This is a genomic window from Brevundimonas aurifodinae, from assembly GCF_040195595.1.
Lineage (GTDB): Bacteria > Pseudomonadota > Alphaproteobacteria > Caulobacterales > Caulobacteraceae > Brevundimonas > Brevundimonas aurifodinae.
Window position 1 is genome coordinate 21,915 of record NZ_JBEGDD010000019.1, and the last position, 16,103, is coordinate 38,017.

The following is a 16,103-nucleotide window of genomic DNA, read 5'->3' on the forward strand; positions in this document are numbered from 1 at the left end:
TTTAGGCGACGGCTTTATCAGGTCGGCGTTGACAGCGATCCCAAAGGCAGCGCCTCGCTTAAGCACTGGGTCCCCGCTTTCGCGGGGATGAGCGGAAGAAAGAAGCGAGCCGACATAATCGACGAACGCGCCCACCCCGATCACCCGCCCTGCGTCAGCCCTCGAGATCGAGGGAATAGCCGGCCGAGCGGACGGTGCGGATCGGGTTGGCGCTTTCCTCGACGTTCAGCGCCTTTCGCAGACGGCCGACATGGACGTCGACTGTGCGGGCCTCGACATAGACGTCCGAGCCCCAGACGGCGTCCAGCAACTGCTCGCGGCTGAACACCCGGCCCGGGTGACGCATGAAGTGGTCCAAGAGGCGGAACTCGGTCGGGCCCAGATGGACCTCCTTGCCCGAGCGTTTGACCCGATGAGCGACGCGGTCGATGACGATGTCGCCGTGGCCGACGCGGTCGTCGGCGAGACCCGGCCGGATGCGGCGCAGCACCGCCCGGATGCGGGCGATCAGCTCGGTCATCGAGAAGGGCTTGGTCAGATAGTCGTCGGCGCCGGTGTCCAGGCCGCGGACGCGGTCGCTCTCTTCACCGCGCGCGGTCAGCATGATGATCGGCAGGTTGCGCGTCTCGGGCCGGCCCCGGATGCGGCGGCAGACCTCGATGCCCGAGACCTTGGGCAGCATCCAGTCCAGCAGGACCAGGTCCGGCTGACGCTCGTCGATCTGCACCAGGCCCTCCTCGCCGTCGGCGGCGACGACGACGTCATAACCCTCCTTTTCGAGGTTGTACTGGAGCAGGGTCGCCAGGGCGTCCTCGTCTTCCATCACCAGGATATAGGGCTGCATCTGCGATCTCCGTCAGGCGTCGGCGACGTCGTTCAGTGGGGCTGCAAGGGGGTCTGGCCCATGCCGGGCGCGGTATCGGCGTCGCTCGGGGCACCGCGAGGGCGATCCCCGATCAGTTCGTCGCCGGTGATCTCGTAGTGAATGACCTCGGCGATATTGGTCGCGTGGTCGCCGATCCGTTCCAGGTTCTTGGCCATGAACAGCAGATGGGTGCAGGCACTGATCGTGCGCGGGTCGCCCATCATGTAGGTCAGCAGTTCGCGGAACAGGGCGTTGTAGTGCTCGTCGACCTCGTCGTCCGACTGCCAGACGGCGACGGCGAGATCGATCTCGGAAGCGGTATAGGCGTCGAGCACGTCGCGCAGCCGGGTCGACACCAGCTTGCCCATTCGCTCGATCGACCGGGTCAGGGGCTGCATGGGCTCGGTCTCGGCCAGGCTGAGCGCGCGCTTGGCGATGTTCTTGGCGAGGTCGCCTGTGCGCTCCAGATCGACCGACAGCTTCATCGCCGACAGGGTCTTCCTGAGGTCCGAGGCGACGGGCTGGCGCAGGGCGATCAGGCGGATGGCCTTCTTTTCGATGTCGCGATGCATGGCGTCGAGCTTGAAATCGCGATCGACGACGGCGCGGGCCAGGGCGATGTCGCGGCGCGCGACGCTTTCGACCGCGTCGGCGACCTGGGCCTCGGCGAGACCGCCCATGCGGGCGACCTCGGCCGTGAGCTGGTTCAGCTCGTCCCCATACGCCTTGACCGTGTGCTGGTTCATCGAGGCCCTTAACCGAACCGGCCAGTGATGTAGTCGAGCGTGCGCCGTTCGCGGGGATTCGTGAAGATTTCCTCGGTGTCGCCGTGCTCGACCAGGCGCCCGAGGTGGAAGAAGGCCGTGCGCTGGCTGACGCGAGCCGCCTGGGCCATCGAGTGGGTGACGATGACGATGCAGTACTGCTCGCGCAGCTCGTCGATCAGCTCCTCGATCTTGGCCGTTGCGATGGGGTCGAGCGCCGAGCAGGGCTCGTCCATCAGGATGACTTCGGGGTTCACGGCGATGGCGCGGGCGATGACCAGGCGCTGCTGCTGGCCGCCCGACAGGCCGGTGCCGGCGGAGTGCAGGCGGTCGGCCACCTCGTCCCACAGGCCGGCGCGCTTCAGCGAGACCTCGACGATGCCGTCCATCTCGGACTTGGAGCTGGTCAGGCCGTGGATGCGCGGGCCGTAGGCGACGTTCTCGTAGATGGTCTTGGGGAAAGGGTTCGGCTTCTGGAACACCATGCCGACCTGGGCGCGCAGCAGGACGGGATCGACCGAGCGGGCGTTGATGTCGTCGCCGTCCATCAGGATCTGGCCCGTCACCCTGGCGCCCTGGATGGTGTCGTTCATCCGGTTCATGCAGCGCAGGAAGGTCGACTTGCCGCAGCCCGACGGGCCGATGAAGGACGTCACCGTCTTGTCGGGGATGTCCAGGCTGACGTCGTACAGGGCCTGTTTGTCGCCGTAGAAGACCGAGATGTCGCGCGCCGCGATCTTCGTCGGGCCAACGGGGACGGCGGGCGCGGTGACGGTCGGGGGCACCTCCCCCTGGGCGTCCGACACAGCTGGTTCGGTCGGCAGCACGGTCTCGTCGCGCCGGTCGAGCGGCGCGTCGGCGCCGGGCAGCACCTGTCCGCCCATGCGCGGGGCCTCGGTCGGATCAGCGGGGGTGCCGCCCTCGCGGCCGTCGGGGCTGCGGAAAAAGGGGAGTTTCATGCGCTTACCACCGGCGTTCGAAGCGCCGACGCAGCAGGATCGCGGCGGCGTTCATGACGATCATGAAGACGAGGAGGACGAGGATCGCGGCGGCCGTCCGCTCGTGGAAGGCCAGCTCCGACGCGTTCTCCCAGATGTAGACGAGCGACGGCAGGGCGCCCGCCGGCTCGGTGATGGCCCCGGGGATTCCCGGCACGAAGCTGACCATGCCGATCAGCAGCAGCGGGGCCGTCTCGCCCAGGGCGTGGGCCATGGAGATGATGGTCCCGGTCATGACGCCCGGCATGGCCAGGGGCAGGACGTGGTGGAACACCGTCTGGGTGCGGCTGGCGCCCATGGCCAGGGCGGCCTCGCGGATCGAAGGCGGCACCGCCTTCAGCGACGAGCGGGTGGCGATGATGATGGTCGGCAGGGCCATCAGGGCCAGCACCAGACCCCCGACCAGCGGCGAGGACCGCGGCAGGTGGGCGAAGTTGATGAACAGGGCCAGGCCCAGCAGGCCGTAGACGATCGACGGCACGGCGGCGAGATTGTTGATGTTGACCTCGATCAGGTCGGTGATCCGGCCCTTCCTGGCGAACTCCTCCAGATAGACGGCCGCGCCGACGCCCAGGGGGATGGCGATCAGGGCGGTCACGAGCAGCATCAGGGCCGAGCCGACCACGGCCCCCAGCACGCCCGCCAGCTCGGGCTCGGTCGAGTCTCCCTGGGTGAACAACAGGGTGTTGAAGCCCGAGGTGACCGAGCCGTCGCGCTTCAGATCGTCCAGCCATTCCATCTGCCGGTCCGAGACTCGGCGCAGGGCGGCGTCTTCGTCGCGCGTGATCTCGCCCTTGTAATAGAGGTCGGCGTCGTCCGACATCGGGGCGGTGATCTCGACCGTCTGGCCGATCACCGAGGGATCGCGACGCACCAGGTCGGCGGCGCGGAACTTGAGCTCGGACGACAGCAGGGTGCGATAGGCGGTCGCCTGGGTCCCCTGGGCGTCGTCGACCACGCCCATGCGGGCCAGCTGCTGCTGGGCCACCAGCAGCTGGAAGTTGGTGCCCTGAGGATAGTCCCGATCGATCCGGGCGGGGTCCATATAGACGGGGACGGTGATCTGGCTGGCGGTGAAGGCGGTGTGGCCCTGTTCGATGATCCGGCCGAGCAGCAGCACCAGGAAGCCGATGGCGATGGCGATCGCGAACAGCCCGTAGAAGCGGAAGCGCGCCTCGCGGGCATAGCGTTTCTTGAGGCCACGCTGGAGCGCGCCGTCGCGGGCCGCGCGGCCCGATCGGGGATCGGCGGTCGCGTCAGTCATACTGTTCCCGATAGGTCTGGACGATCCGCTGGGCGACGATGTTCAGCAGCAGGGTGACGATGAACAGGGTCAGGCCAAGGCCGAACGCGGCCAGGGTCTTGGCGCTGTCAAACTCCTGGTCGCCGGTCAGAAGGGTGACGATCTGGACCGTGACCGTGGTGACGGTGTCGAGCGGGTTGAGCGTCAGGTTGGCGGCGAGACCGGCGGCCATGGTCACGATCATGGTCTCGCCGATGGCGCGCGACACCGCCAGCAGCATGGCCCCGGCGATGCCCGGCAGGGCGGCGGGCAGCAGGACGCGACTGACGGTCTCGGACTTGGTCGCGCCCATGGCGTAGGAGCCGTCGCGCAGCGACTGGGGCACGGCGTTGATGATGTCGTCGGACAGGGACGAGACGAACGGGATCAGCATGATCCCCATGACGGTGCCGGCGACCAGCGCCATCTGGTTCTGGACCAGCATCAGATACTGGCCGAGGCCGTCCAGCGGTCCGCCGACCAGCAGGGCACCGATACCGTTGAAGAACTCCCGGAACGCGGGGCCCACGGTCAGGGCGGCGAAGAAGCCGTAGACGACCGTCGGGACGCCGGCGAGGATCTCCAGCATCGGCTTGACCACCCCGCGGGTGATCGGTCCGGCGTATTCCGACAGATAGATGGCCGAGAACAGGCCGACCGGCGCGGCCACGGCCATGGCGATCAGCATGATCAGGAAGGTGCCCGCGAACAGGGGAACGGCCCCGAAAGCGCCCGTCGAGCCGACCTGATCGGCCCGGATGGCGATCTGGGGGCTCCACTGGGTGCCGAAGAGGAACTCGGTGATCGACACCCGGTCGAAGAACCGCACCGCGTCGAACACCAGCGAGAAGACGATGCCGACCGTGGTCAGGATGGCGACCACCGAACAGGCGAACAGCAGACCACCGATCCAGCCCTCGACCCGATTGCGGGCCCTGAGGGTCGGACCGATCTGGGCGAAGGCGAGAAGACCGCCCAGCAGGGCCGCGAGGGCGGCCCCCGCGATGCCGCCCCACATCAGGGTGCGCTGGATACCGGCCGACCGGGCGGCCTCGCTTTCCAGAGCCTCAGCCAGCGGGCCCGTCCAGGTCTGGAAGGGCCGCTGCCCCTCGCCCAGCAGTCGCGCATCATTCAGGAAGGCGTCGCGGCGGAAGGGCTCCATGTCCTGGACCACGTCGGGCAGGCCGGCGGAGATCAGGTTCTGGGCGATCGGGCCCGAGAAGATGCCGGCCAGAATGATGACGGCGAGCGCCGGGGCGGCGACCCAGATCAACGCATAGTAGCCGTGCTGCTGCGGCCGCGAATGGGCCTGGGGGTGCCCGGCCGCGCGACGTTTGGCCAAGGCGAGCCCCGCCGCATAGGCGACGACGGCCAGGACGGCGACCACGGGAATCAGAAACCAGATCATCAGGCCCCTAGCGACACGCGCCGGAATCAGAGGCCGCACCGATCATCGGCCCGTCTCGGCGCGGAAACTGCCCTCGGATGGTCAGCGGATTAGGACGGTTCCATGACAGTTCTGCAACGACGTCGGAGGCGACCGTCGCCAGCCCGTCACGCAGCGGCTTCGATCGCCGGGGCGGCGTCCAGCTGAGGGAAATAGGCGACCAGCAGGGAGCCTTCCCCCGGCGCGCTCTCGACCATCAGCCCGCCCCGATGGCGATTGACGATGTGCTTGACGATCGCCAGGCCAAGGCCCGTTCCCGGACGGTCACCGCTCTTCTGGCCCTCCACCCGATAGAAGCGTTCCGTCAGGCGCGGCAGATGCTCGCGCGCCATGCCCGGGCCGTAGTCGCGAACCGTCACGGCGACATAGCGGGCGGTGGCGTCGCGATCGGGGGTCAGGAGGGACAGACGCGCCGCGCCCGGCAGGCGAGGCGCGGCGGCGGCCTCGGTGTCCAGATCGGAGCGGACGCTCAGCTCGACCAGGCCGCCGACGGCCGAGTATTTGATCGCGTTGTCGGTCAGGTTCTGGATGACCTGGACGATCTCGTCCCGGTCGCCGGCGATCCGGGCCTCGAGCGGAGGAACATCGAGAAGGACCGTGACCCCCTTGTCCTGGGACAGGACGCTGATCGCATCGACGACGTCGGAGGCCGCCCGCGCGACATCGAGGCGACCCGACGGCGGGATGTGCTCGTTGAGCTCGATCCGGCTGAGGGACAGCAGGTCGGCGACCAGTCGGCTCATCCGCTCGGCCTGGGCCGCCATGATGTCGAGGAAGCGATCACGCGCCACGCTGTCGTCGCGGGCGTGCCCCTTGAGCGTCTCAATGAAGCCGCTGAGCGACGCCAGGGGGGTGCGCAGTTCGTGGCTGGCGTTCGCCAGAAAGTCGACGCGCATGAGCTCCATGCGGCGCACGTCCGTCTCGTCACGCAGGCCCAGGATCGCGGTCCGGCCGCCGCCCGGCGAGGCCTCCAAAGGTCGGACCCAGGCCTTCCAGTGCCGCTCCCGGGCCCCGGCCGCCGTGTAGTCGGTCGTCCGCCCGAGACCTCCGAACAAGGCTTCGTCGACTGCCTCCAGAACACCGGGATCGCGCATCGCCGACACCAGCAATGACCCCGCCCGCGGAATACGGAGCAGGTCCCGGGCGGCGCGATTGGCCAGGATGATGCGCCGACCGGCGATGTCGTCGGCCTCGCCGCCGGCGATGATCATCACCGGGTCGTCCAGCGCCTCGAAGACCGCGTCCAGCAGCCGGTTGTCCCCCAGGCCGGCCGGTGTCTCCGCGGCGGCGATCGCGGGACCCAGGACCGTGACGGCCCGGTCGACCGGACGACTGCCGAGCCAGGTGACGAGCGCCACGATCGCGGCCCCGACCAGCAGCCACGCCGCCATGTCGGGACGCGCCGCCGCGAGGAGCAGCATGATCACCACCGCTACCCCGCCCGTCGTGCTGGCCGTCCACAAACGCGAACTGGGCAGGGGGGCGACCGGCGAGGGTGAGTCCGAAAAAGGCATCAGGCGTCCGCCTCGGAAGGCCGAACGCCTCCTCGATTCGTGGAAATCTAGCACCGGCACGCGGCCACACCATGACAGGTGGCGATTTTGGCGACGCGCTGCGGGACGCGACCGGATTTTTTACCTCTTGGCGTCATGTTGAACCCAACTGAGGGGGAAGCCGCCTTTGGATTGGCTGGTGAATTGTCTGGTGGTCGAGCACGACTGGCGGCTGACGCTGCTGGCCGCCGGCGTCTGCGTCACGGGACTGGCCACCTGCATCACCCTGATCGGCATGGCGCGCCGATCAGCGTCGCGGGCGCGACTGGCGCTGGGCGCCGCGGCGGGCGTGGTCGGCGGCCTGGGGGTCTGGGCGACGCATTTCCTGGCCATGCTGGGCTACCAGAGCGACACGCCCCTGCGGTACGGCGGCGCCGAGACCCTCGCGTCGCTGGGGATCGTGATCGTCGGCCTGCTGCTGGGGGTGGCCGTCGCCCTGGGCAGCGGCTCGCGACTGACACGCGTGCTGGTCGCCCTGGTGGCGGCCTCCAGCGTGGCAGCGATGCATTTCGTGGGGATGGCCGCCATCCGCATGGACGGCGCGGTCATGAGCTGGAGCCTGACCGGCGCGGGACTCGCGGTCCTGGCGAGCCTGACCCTGGCGCTCTGCACCGCGCTTTGGGCGCGGCGCGACGGCTGGTGGCGAATCCCGGCCAATACGGCCTTCGCGGTCCTGAGCGTCTGCGCCCTGCATTTCGGATCGATGTCCGCCATCGAGATCATGCCCGACCCGACCGCAGTCATGCCCACCAGCGCGATCTCGGAAATGGGTCTGCTGATCTGGGTCGTCGGGGGCGCGACCCTGGTTGTCGGGATCGCCGCCATCGTCACCGCCATCGGCCTGTGGGGACGCAATTCGGCGCTCAGCCACCTGCGCGAGGCCATCGACACCATGCCGGACGGCCTTGGATTCTATGACGCCGACGACCGCCTGCTGATCTGGAACGCCCGCTACGCCGAGGTGAACACCGAAGTCGCCGATGCCCTGGCCGTCGGCGTCCGTTTCCGTGACATGCTGCAGATCGGCCTGGACGCCGGCCTCTATGCCGACGCGATCGGCCGCGAGGAGGAATGGGTCGAGGAGCGTCTGGCGGCGCGCCGTCGGCTGTCGAACTCAGTCGAGCAACGGATCGGCGGCGATCGCTGGCTGCGGGTCCAGGACCGGCGCACGGCCCATGGCGGGATCGTCACGGTCGTCAACGACATCTCCGACCTGAAGCGCGACGCCCACGCCCTGGCTGAGGCCAAGAACGCGGCCGAGCAGGCGAACCGCGCCAAGTCCGAGTTCCTGGCCAATATGAGCCACGAGATCCGCACCCCCTTGAACGGGGTGATCGGCCTGACCCAGGCCCTGGCCAAGACCGACCTGGATGCCGGCCAGCGCGAGATGCTGGACCTGATCCAGTCGTCGGGGGCGACCCTGAAGACGCTGTTGAGCGACATCCTGGATCTGGCCCGGGTCGAGTCCGGGCGGCTGGAGATCGCCGACGAACCGTATGACCTGGCCCGGGCGATCCACGAGGCCGCGCAGTTGTATGGCGCGCCGGCCCAGGAGAAGGGCCTGCAATTCTTCGTCGAGGTCGATCCGTCGGCGGGGGGCTGGGTGCGGGGCGATGTGGTCCGGGTCAAGCAGGTTCTGACCAATCTGGTGTCGAACGCCGTCAAGTTCACGACCACCGGCTTCGTCAGCCTGACGGCCACCGCTGGCAAGGCTCCGGACGGGTCTGCCATCCTGAGATTCACGGTCGAGGATACGGGCGTCGGCTTCGACGCGGCGGCCAAGGCCAAGCTGTTCACCCGGTTCGAACAGGCGGACGGCACCATCACCCGAAGGTTCGGCGGCACGGGCCTGGGCCTGGCCATCTGTCGCCAACTGGCGGACATGATGGGCGGAACGCTGGATTGCGAGAGCGAGCCCGGCGGCGGCTCGGCCTTCATCCTGACCCTGCCGCTGGTGGTGGCCGAAGCGCCGGCGCTCGCTCCGGTCCAGCCCAGCGCGGAAGCGGATCAAGCCAAGCGGCGACTGAAGGTTCTGATCGCAGACGACCATCCCACCAATCGCAAGGTGGTGGAGCTGATCCTGGGCGCGGTGCCCGTCGATCTGGTCGCGGTGGAAGACGGAGCCCAGGCGGTCGCGGCCGCCCGAAACCAGCGCTTCGATCTGATCCTGATGGACATGCAGATGCCGGTCATGGACGGGCTGACGGCGGTGCGCGAGGTACGACGGCTGGAAGCGGCGACGGCGGAGCGCCGCACGCCCATCGTCATGCTGACGGCCAATGCCCTGCCCGATCACGTCGCGGCGGGAAAGGCGGCGGGTGCCGACCGGCACCTGTCCAAGCCGTTCGACGCGGCCGAACTGCTGGCCCTGGTCGAGGAACTCGGCGGTGAGAGCCGAGCGTTGGCGGCGTAGGGCACGCGCACCGACGTTTTCCCTCCCCCTGCGGGGGAGGGCAGATCGCGCAGCGATCGGGTGGGGCGGCAAGGCGACACACAGGCGATCTAGGCTTGAGTCTGGTTCGACCGGCCGCCCCCACCCGGTCTCCGCTTCGCTTCGACCACCCTCCCCCTGCAGGGGGAGGGAGAACGTCGTCACTCGTAGCCGTGGGCGGCTTCGTTGATGACCTGGCTGGGCATCTTGGAGAAGTCGACGGACAGAGGCGCGGGCGTCGCGGCCTTGGCCTGGAAGGTCTTGATGACGTGCTCCAGCCGGCGGCGGACCTCCTGCTCGGCTTCGGCACCGGGTTCGAGGTTCAGGGGGGCCAGGCAGAAATCGATAATGGCCTGGGGTCTGCTGAGCGGTTCCATGGGATCGTCTCCTCGTTTCTGATCAGGCCGCGAACTGGGCGGTTTCGGTCGAGTCCTTCAGCGCCGTCGTCGAGGACGTGCCGTTGGAGATGACGGTGGCGACCTGGTCGAAATAGCCGGTCCCGACCTCGCGCTGGTGGCGCGTGGCGGTGTAGCCGATGGCCTCGTTGGCGAACTCGCGCTGCTGCAGCTCCGAATAGGCCGCCATGCCGCGGTCACGGTAGCCGTCGGCCAGCTCGAACATCGAATTGTTCAGGCTGTGGAAGCCGGCAAGGGTCACGAACTGGAACTTGTAGCCCATGGCCCCCAGCTCGCGCTGGAACTTGGCGATGGTGGCGTCGTCCAGCTTGGCCTTCCAGTTGAACGAGGGTGAGCAGTTGTAGGCCATCAGCTTGCCCGGATACTGCTTCTGGACGGCCTCGGCGAACTTCCTGGCGTCGTCCAGGTCGGGGTGGCTGGTTTCCCACCACAAGAGGTCGGCGATCTTGGCGTAGGACAGGCCGCGGGCGATGCAGTGGTCCAGGCCCGTGCCCTCCTTCAGGCGGAAGAAGCCTTCGGGCGTGCGGTTGTCGCGGTCGATGAAGGGCTGGTCGCGCTCGTCGATGTCCGAGGTGATCAGCTGGGCGCTCTCGGCGTCGGTGCGGGCGACGGTGATGGTCGGGGCGCCCATGACGTCGGCGGCCAGGCGCGCGGCGATCAGGTTGCGCTCATGCGCCTGGGTCGGGATCAGGACCTTGCCGCCCAGGTGGCCACATTTCTTCTCGGACGCCAGCTGGTCCTCGAAGTGGACGCCGGCGGCGCCCGCCTCGATGAAGGCCTTCATGATCTCGAAGCTGTTCAGCGGACCACCGAAGCCGGCCTCGGCGTCGGCGACGATCGGCACGAACCAGTCGCGCTTGGCCCCGCCCTCGGCGTGCTCGATCTGGTCGGCGCGCTGCAGGGTGCGGTTGATGCGGCGGCACAGCTCGGGCGCGGCGTTGGCCGGATACAGCGACTGGTCCGGATACATGGCCCCGGCGGTGTTGGCGTCGGCGGCGACCTGCCAGCCCGACAGATAGATGGCCTTCAGGCCCGCGCGGACCATCTGCATGGCCTGGTTGCCGGTCACGGCACCGAGCGCATTGATGTAGGGCTCGGAGTGCAGCAGCTCCCACAGGCGGTTCGCGCCGCGCTCGGCCAGGGTGTGGGTGATCGGCACCGAACCGCGCAGACGCAGCACGTCCTCAGGGGTGTAGGGGCGCTCGATGCCGTCGAAGCGGCCGGCGGGGGCGGGAACGAGGTCGGCGAAGGTCGTCATGGCGGGCTCTTTCGGGTCGATGCGGCCGGGCGATCGTCGTCTCGGCTCCCCCTAGAGAACACGCGGTTGTCGGATTTGATACAGGTAGGCCGGTTGAGATGATGTCAGTTTGTCACGATATGACCTTGGCGAATTAGTCATAGTGTGACACTCTCCTCTTTCCGCGCACCCCGGCGAAGGCCGGGGTCCAGAAGCGCACGCATTGGCAGGGCACGGGTCCGTCGCCCTGCGCTCCAGTGCGGAGTCCGTGATCTGGACCCCGGCCTTCGCCGGGGTGCACGGTGGGGAAGCTGGATGGACGTCGCCGCCGATCGCAAACTGTTTCTCGGAGCCCGGCTCAAGCGGTTGCGGCGCGAGAGGGGGCTGACGCAGACGGCGATGGCCGGGGACCTGGGGGTCTCGCCCAGCTATCTGAACCACATCGAGCGGAACCAGCGGCCGGTCACGGCGCAGCTGCTGCTGCGGCTGGCCGAGACCTATGACGTCGATCTGCGGGCGCTGGGGCAAGCCGGGCCGGCGGGCGAGCAGGCGCTGGCGGAGGTGCTGGCCGATCCGCTGTTCCAGGGGCTGGACACGCCCCGTCACGAACTGCTGACCCTGACCGAGGAAGCCCCCGGGGCGGCGGAGGCCCTGTTGCGCCTTTACCGCGCCTTCACCGAACAGCGGGACCGGGCGCGCGCGGCCCTGATCGAGGGAGCGGCGTCCGAAGGCCCCTCTCCGTCCGACTGGGTGCGCGACTGGATCCAGGCGCGGTCGAACTATTTCCCCGAACTGGACGGGCTGGGCGAGACGCTGCACGCCTCGCTGGACCCCACCATGACCGGCGAGGGGTGCGAAGCCCTGGCGCGGGCGCGGCTGGCGACCCGGCACAATCTGGCGGTCAAGGTCATGCCCGCCGAGGTCATGGTGGAATGGACGCGGCGGTTCGATCCGCACCGGCGCAGGCTGCTGCTGTCCGAGACGCTGGATCCCTCCAGCCGGGCCTTCGCCATCGTCTATCAGCTGGCCCTGGCCGAGCATGAGGCGGAGCTGACCGCCCTGGTCGAGGCCGCGCGGGCACCGGACGCGGCGACGGCGGCTCTGCTCAAGGTGTCGCTGACCAACACCCTCGCGGCGGCCATCCTGATGCCCTATGCGGCGTTCCAGCGGCTGGCCGAGGCGACGGGATACGACATCGCGCGGTTGCAGGCGCGGTTCTCGGTGTCGTTCGAACAGGTGTCGCACCGGCTGACGACGCTGAGCCGACCGACGGCGCGGGGGGTGCCCTTCTTTCTGATCCGCGTCGATCAGGCGGGCAATGTGTCCAAACGCTATGCCTCGGGCGCCTTTCCCTTCGCCCGCTTCGGCGGGGCCTGCCCCCGGTGGAGGCTGCACAGCGCCTTTCGCACGCCGGGGCGGCTGGTGACCCAGATCATCGAGACGCCGGACGGGACCCGCTGGTTCACCCTGGCGCGCACCGTGGACCGTCAGGGCGCGTTGCAGGCGCAGGGCGGTCAGGGCGAACGCTATGACCTGGCCATCGGCCTGGGCTGCGAGCTGAAGGAGGCCAGGCGGCTGGCCTATGCGCGGGGGCTGGATCTGGCGGCGCCCGAGGTCACGCCCATCGGCCCGGCGTGTCGCCTGTGCCATCGCCACCCGTGCGCCCAGCGCGCGGCCCCGCCCGTGGACCGGCCGCTGAAGGTCGACGACTGGTCCAAATCGGTCAGCCCCTATCCGTTCGGCGAGGCGTGATGTCATGGCCGGAGTGAGAGTCGGTCGGGGGCGCGGGAGTGACTCTCACTTCTCTCACGCGGCGTCGCCATCGACGAGGTGGCCGTAGGAGTCCTGGGTCAGGTCATCAAGGCGACGGCGCATGGCCTGGGTGATCGGATCGGCGGCGGCGCGGGCGGCCGCAGCCTCACGCCGGGCAAGTTCCGTCAGGGTCTCGTGCAGCCGCAGCCAGCGTTCAGCCTCGGCCACGCGACCCTGGGCCATCGCGCGCCCGAACCGCCGCCAGGCGGTGTCGCGGCTGGCGGCGGCGGTCTCCACGGGGGCGTCCGGATCGAACGCCTCGGGTGCCGGAGCGGGCGCGTCGCGCCGAAGCCAGCCTTCCGCTGCCGCGCGGCGCCAGAAGGTGGAGGGGGCAAGATCGAACTGGCGGCAAACGAGGCTGGCGGTCGCGCCGGACAGATAGGCCTCGCGCGCCAGGGTCCAGAGGTCGTCGGTGGGGGCTGTGTCGGTCATGAGGGCGATCATGACAGGGCGGTGCGTCAGAATCGGACGTAGGTCATGCCAGGACGACCCGACCGTCCTCCCGCCGATAGGCCACGCCGGCGCGATCGAACAGGCGGGCGATCTCGGCGGCGGGATCGGGGGTCTGGTCCAGCATGCGCGCGATGCCCTCGCCCAGCGACGGGTCGCCGGAGGCCTCGGTCAGGGCGGCCAGCCACTCGTCGCGGGTCAGGACGCCGTCGGCGCGGTTGGCGTCGAGCAGGCCCCGGACGAAATCGAACCAGTCCCCGCCGCGCGCCCGCATCGCCCCCTCGGCGACCAGGCCCCACACCGCGCCGCAGGCGTAGTTCGCCCGGTGCTCGCCCCGATCGGCGGCCGTCGCGACCGGGCCGTTGGCGGCCAGGGCCACGCAGTCGTCGACCGACGTCTGCAGCTCGGCGCGGGCGTCATAGGCGGGCTCCAGCGCCTGGATCGCGCGGACGGCCATCAGGTCCGCGCCGCCTTCCATGATCCAGGCGTCCCGCGCGGCCTGGTAGCGGACCGTCTGGCCCAGCCAGAAATGCGCGCTCTCGTGGCCGATGAACCAGCGCGCCATCCGGGTCAGATCGGCGCTGGGCTCCACGACGCCCGTGCCCTCGAAGCTCATCACGATCAGGCCGGGCATGACGCTGCCGCCCATGGAATAGACGTTCGGCGTCGGGCCGGTCCAGCTGACCATGACGGTCGGATGATCGGTCTGACCCGGGCCGAGGCGGTCGGCATAGAAAGCGGCCACGCGGGGCGCGAACTCGCCCAGGGCGGCAGGGATCCACGCGGGCAGAGCGGGGTCCATGACCGTGGTCATGGCCTCGCCCTCGACCACGGCGGCGTCGCCGAACAGGACGTAGGTCTCGGCGTTCGTCTCGGTGACGGCGTCGTGGCGTTCGCCCCGGAACAGGATCGGGCCACGGGCGTCGCGCCAGGTGATCTCGGCCGGGCCGCCGCCGTGGGTCACGCCGTTCAGGTCCGAGGGCAGAGCGCCGGCGGCCTCGACCGACGACAGGGGGAACAGGTCGAACTGGCCGCTGGGCAGGGCCACCGCCCCGTCGGAGAAGGTCAGGGTGGCGTATTCGGCCTCAAGCTCGGCGGCGCGGGGCCGCATCGACAGGCGGACGCGGCGGGGGACGGGCCCGCCGGTCACCGAGCGCAGCACGTCGTGGGCACCGTGCCGTTCCAACGCGACGCCGGGCGTCTCGACCCGCCACTGATCCAGCCGCCAGGGCCGGCGGGGACCCGGCCGCACCTGCAAAGCCGACCGCTGGAAGACCCAGACCGGGGCGTCCTGGTTCAGGACGTAGTCGAGGCCCCAGGCGTCGCCGGCGCGGGTGACCGCCGCGCGGACCGGCTCTTCTTGCGTCGCCGCCGCGCCGCCAGTCGCCGTCAGGGCGAGGATCGCCACCGCCGTCAGGATCGCCTTCATCGTCCCCTCCGTGTTCTGACGGCCGGATAGGGCGCGATCGGCCAGGCGTCACCTTAAGGATTGCTCATGCGGTCCCCAGCGCCCGGTTCGCCGCCGCGATCTCCTCGGCCATCACCGTCTTCAGCCGGTCGGGCGCGAGGATGGTGATCTGGTCGCCCCAGGTGAACAGGTGCCAGGCCAGTTCGCGCATGCCCGACGCGCGGAAGCGGACGAGGACCGAGCCGTCGGGCTGATCCTCCAGGCTCTGCGTCGGATGCCAGCGCCAGCCGCGGGCCTCGGCGGCCTTTTCGCCCGGCGCGACGCGCAGCACCACGTCCTCGACCTGGTCCTGATAGATGCCGAAGGACTGGCCGGCGAAGGCGGCGAGGTCGAAATCCTCGGGCGGGGGGGCGAAGCCGTCCTGGCGCTCCACGGCGCTCATGCGATCGAGGCGGAAGGTCTGGACGCGGCCGGTCTCGCGATCGGCGGCGACCAGATAGTTGGCGCGGCCGAACATCAGGCCGCAGGGTGCGACGACGCGGCGGCGCGGCTCGGCGTTCGGGCGGCTGTAGGTGAAGCCCAGGGGAGCCTGAGCCAGGACGGCGGCGCGAATGGCCGTCAGCATGGCTTCATCGGCGGTCGGGCGGGGCCCGGCCTGAACGGCGATGGTCTCGGCGCGAACCAGAGCTTCGAGGTCCGGGGCCATGCGGTTGAGCGCGGTCGAACGCATGGCCGATTTCAGCTTGCGCTCCAGACTGTCGAGGGCGGCGGCGCGGGCCGGTTCGCCGGAGGCGCGCAGGGCCTGGGACGCCTTGGCCAGTTCCAGCATCTCGGTGGCGGTCGGGGCCTGTTCGAAGGCCGACAGTCCGCTGCGGATGCGCCAGCGTTTGTGGGGCGGGTCGAACACCTCCTCAGCCGTCGGGAACAGGGACAGGACCGCGTCGCGCATCCGCTCGGCCGTGCGGCGGGCGACCTGCATTTCGCGCGCCATGTCGTCCAGCGTCAGACCCTCGGCCGAAGCCGCCATGCGCCGCGCCAGTTCGATCAGCTGGAACGCCTTGTCGTGGCGCATAGAGGGGCCTCGCAGAAAAAGAACGCAGGCGGAACGCGATACGTCCGATTTTGACGTATCACGGTGTGACAATCTTCTCAACGGCACGACGCCGAACCCGGAGACAGACCTCATGGCCCGCATGTTCGCCCGCCCCACCCTGACCAACGGCCCCGCCTTCAGCCCCGCCGCCGCCGTGGCCGCCAACCGCTATCTGATCGTGCCGTGCGAGGCCGACGGCTGCGGCGACCTGGCGGTGATCTGGGACCGGCTGGAAGAACAGGTGATCGACGTGATCGATGCCCGCGCGTCGGCCCGCTACTCCGACGAGGACGCCCTGTGGGACGAGGCGCGCGCCGGTGGCGAGACCGAGTGGCGGATGGCGGCGT

At 69.5% G+C, this 16,103-nt stretch carries 14 protein-coding genes; 3 read left to right on the forward strand and 11 right to left on the reverse strand.

Annotated elements, in window-relative coordinates; translation table 11 throughout:
- Positions 1 to 154 precede the first annotated feature (154 nt).
- The 6 genes from phoB to ABN401_RS15995 all read right to left on the reverse strand — a co-directional run bounded on the left by phoB (position 155) and on the right by ABN401_RS15995 (position 6,870).
- Complete coding sequence (gene phoB / locus ABN401_RS15970) at positions 155 to 844, reverse strand: phosphate regulon transcriptional regulator PhoB (protein ID WP_349685858.1); 690 nt, start codon at positions 842 to 844, stop codon at positions 155 to 157.
- Positions 845 to 876: 32 nt separating this feature from the next.
- Positions 877 to 1,611 carry a phosphate signaling complex protein PhoU gene (phoU, locus tag ABN401_RS15975; protein WP_349685859.1) on the reverse strand — a complete coding sequence of 245 codons (735 nt, stop codon included), beginning with the start codon at positions 1,609 to 1,611 and terminating at the stop codon, positions 877 to 879.
- A gap of 8 nt (positions 1,612 to 1,619) precedes the next feature.
- On the reverse strand, positions 1,620 to 2,588 hold the full coding sequence (gene pstB, locus ABN401_RS15980) for a phosphate ABC transporter ATP-binding protein PstB (RefSeq protein ID WP_349685860.1): 969 nt from the start codon (positions 2,586 to 2,588) through the stop codon (positions 1,620 to 1,622).
- A 4-nt stretch (positions 2,589 to 2,592) separates the two neighbouring features.
- Positions 2,593 to 3,891: a phosphate ABC transporter permease PstA gene (pstA, locus tag ABN401_RS15985; RefSeq protein ID WP_349685861.1), complete on the reverse strand. Its 1,299-nt coding sequence runs from the start codon at positions 3,889 to 3,891 to the stop codon at positions 2,593 to 2,595.
- A complete protein-coding gene (gene pstC, locus ABN401_RS15990) occupies positions 3,884 to 5,317 on the reverse strand; it encodes a phosphate ABC transporter permease subunit PstC (protein ID WP_349685862.1) in 1,434 nt (477 codons plus the stop codon). The genes pstA and pstC overlap by 8 nt, the downstream gene beginning before the upstream one ends.
- A gap of 146 nt (positions 5,318 to 5,463) precedes the next feature.
- Positions 5,464 to 6,870, reverse strand: a complete 1,407-nt coding sequence (locus ABN401_RS15995) for a sensor histidine kinase (RefSeq protein ID WP_349685863.1) — start codon at positions 6,868 to 6,870, stop codon at positions 5,464 to 5,466.
- A gap of 166 nt (positions 6,871 to 7,036) precedes the next feature.
- Here ABN401_RS15995 and ABN401_RS16000 point away from each other — a divergent pair, with 166 nt between their 5' ends.
- Positions 7,037 to 9,322 (forward strand): ATP-binding protein, encoded by a 2,286-nt coding sequence (locus tag ABN401_RS16000; RefSeq protein ID WP_349685864.1) that lies wholly within the window; start codon positions 7,037 to 7,039, stop codon positions 9,320 to 9,322.
- A gap of 179 nt (positions 9,323 to 9,501) precedes the next feature.
- On the opposite strand, the gene ABN401_RS16005 is transcribed toward ABN401_RS16000, so the two are convergent.
- Both ABN401_RS16005 and aceA read right to left on the reverse strand, forming a co-directional pair.
- On the reverse strand, positions 9,502 to 9,717 hold the full coding sequence (locus ABN401_RS16005; protein ID WP_349685865.1) for a hypothetical protein: 216 nt from the start codon (positions 9,715 to 9,717) through the stop codon (positions 9,502 to 9,504).
- A gap of 22 nt (positions 9,718 to 9,739) precedes the next feature.
- Entirely contained in the window at positions 9,740 to 11,014 is a 1,275-nt protein-coding gene (aceA, locus tag ABN401_RS16010; protein ID WP_349685866.1) for an isocitrate lyase, read from the reverse strand.
- A gap of 294 nt (positions 11,015 to 11,308) precedes the next feature.
- Between aceA and ABN401_RS16015 the strand changes: the two genes are divergently transcribed.
- Positions 11,309 to 12,745, forward strand: coding sequence for a helix-turn-helix domain-containing protein (locus ABN401_RS16015; RefSeq protein ID WP_349685867.1), 1,437 nt, complete (start codon positions 11,309 to 11,311; stop codon positions 12,743 to 12,745).
- A gap of 54 nt (positions 12,746 to 12,799) precedes the next feature.
- On the opposite strand, the gene ABN401_RS16020 is transcribed toward ABN401_RS16015, so the two are convergent.
- From ABN401_RS16020 to ABN401_RS16030, 3 genes are all read right to left on the reverse strand, one after another.
- Positions 12,800 to 13,237: a hypothetical protein gene (locus ABN401_RS16020; RefSeq protein WP_349685868.1), complete on the reverse strand. Its 438-nt coding sequence runs from the start codon at positions 13,235 to 13,237 to the stop codon at positions 12,800 to 12,802.
- Between the two features lie 43 nt (positions 13,238 to 13,280).
- Positions 13,281 to 14,684: a gluzincin family metallopeptidase gene (locus ABN401_RS16025; protein ID WP_349685869.1), complete on the reverse strand. Its 1,404-nt coding sequence runs from the start codon at positions 14,682 to 14,684 to the stop codon at positions 13,281 to 13,283.
- Between the two features lie 64 nt (positions 14,685 to 14,748).
- The gene (locus ABN401_RS16030; RefSeq protein WP_349685870.1) at positions 14,749 to 15,735 is read right to left on the reverse strand and encodes a helix-turn-helix transcriptional regulator; all 987 of its coding nucleotides are present in this window, start codon (positions 15,733 to 15,735) and stop codon (positions 14,749 to 14,751) included.
- A gap of 112 nt (positions 15,736 to 15,847) precedes the next feature.
- Between ABN401_RS16030 and ABN401_RS16035 the strand changes: the two genes are divergently transcribed.
- A partial coding sequence (locus ABN401_RS16035; RefSeq protein ID WP_349685871.1) for a hypothetical protein occupies positions 15,848 to 16,103 on the forward strand: 256 nt, incomplete at its 3' end.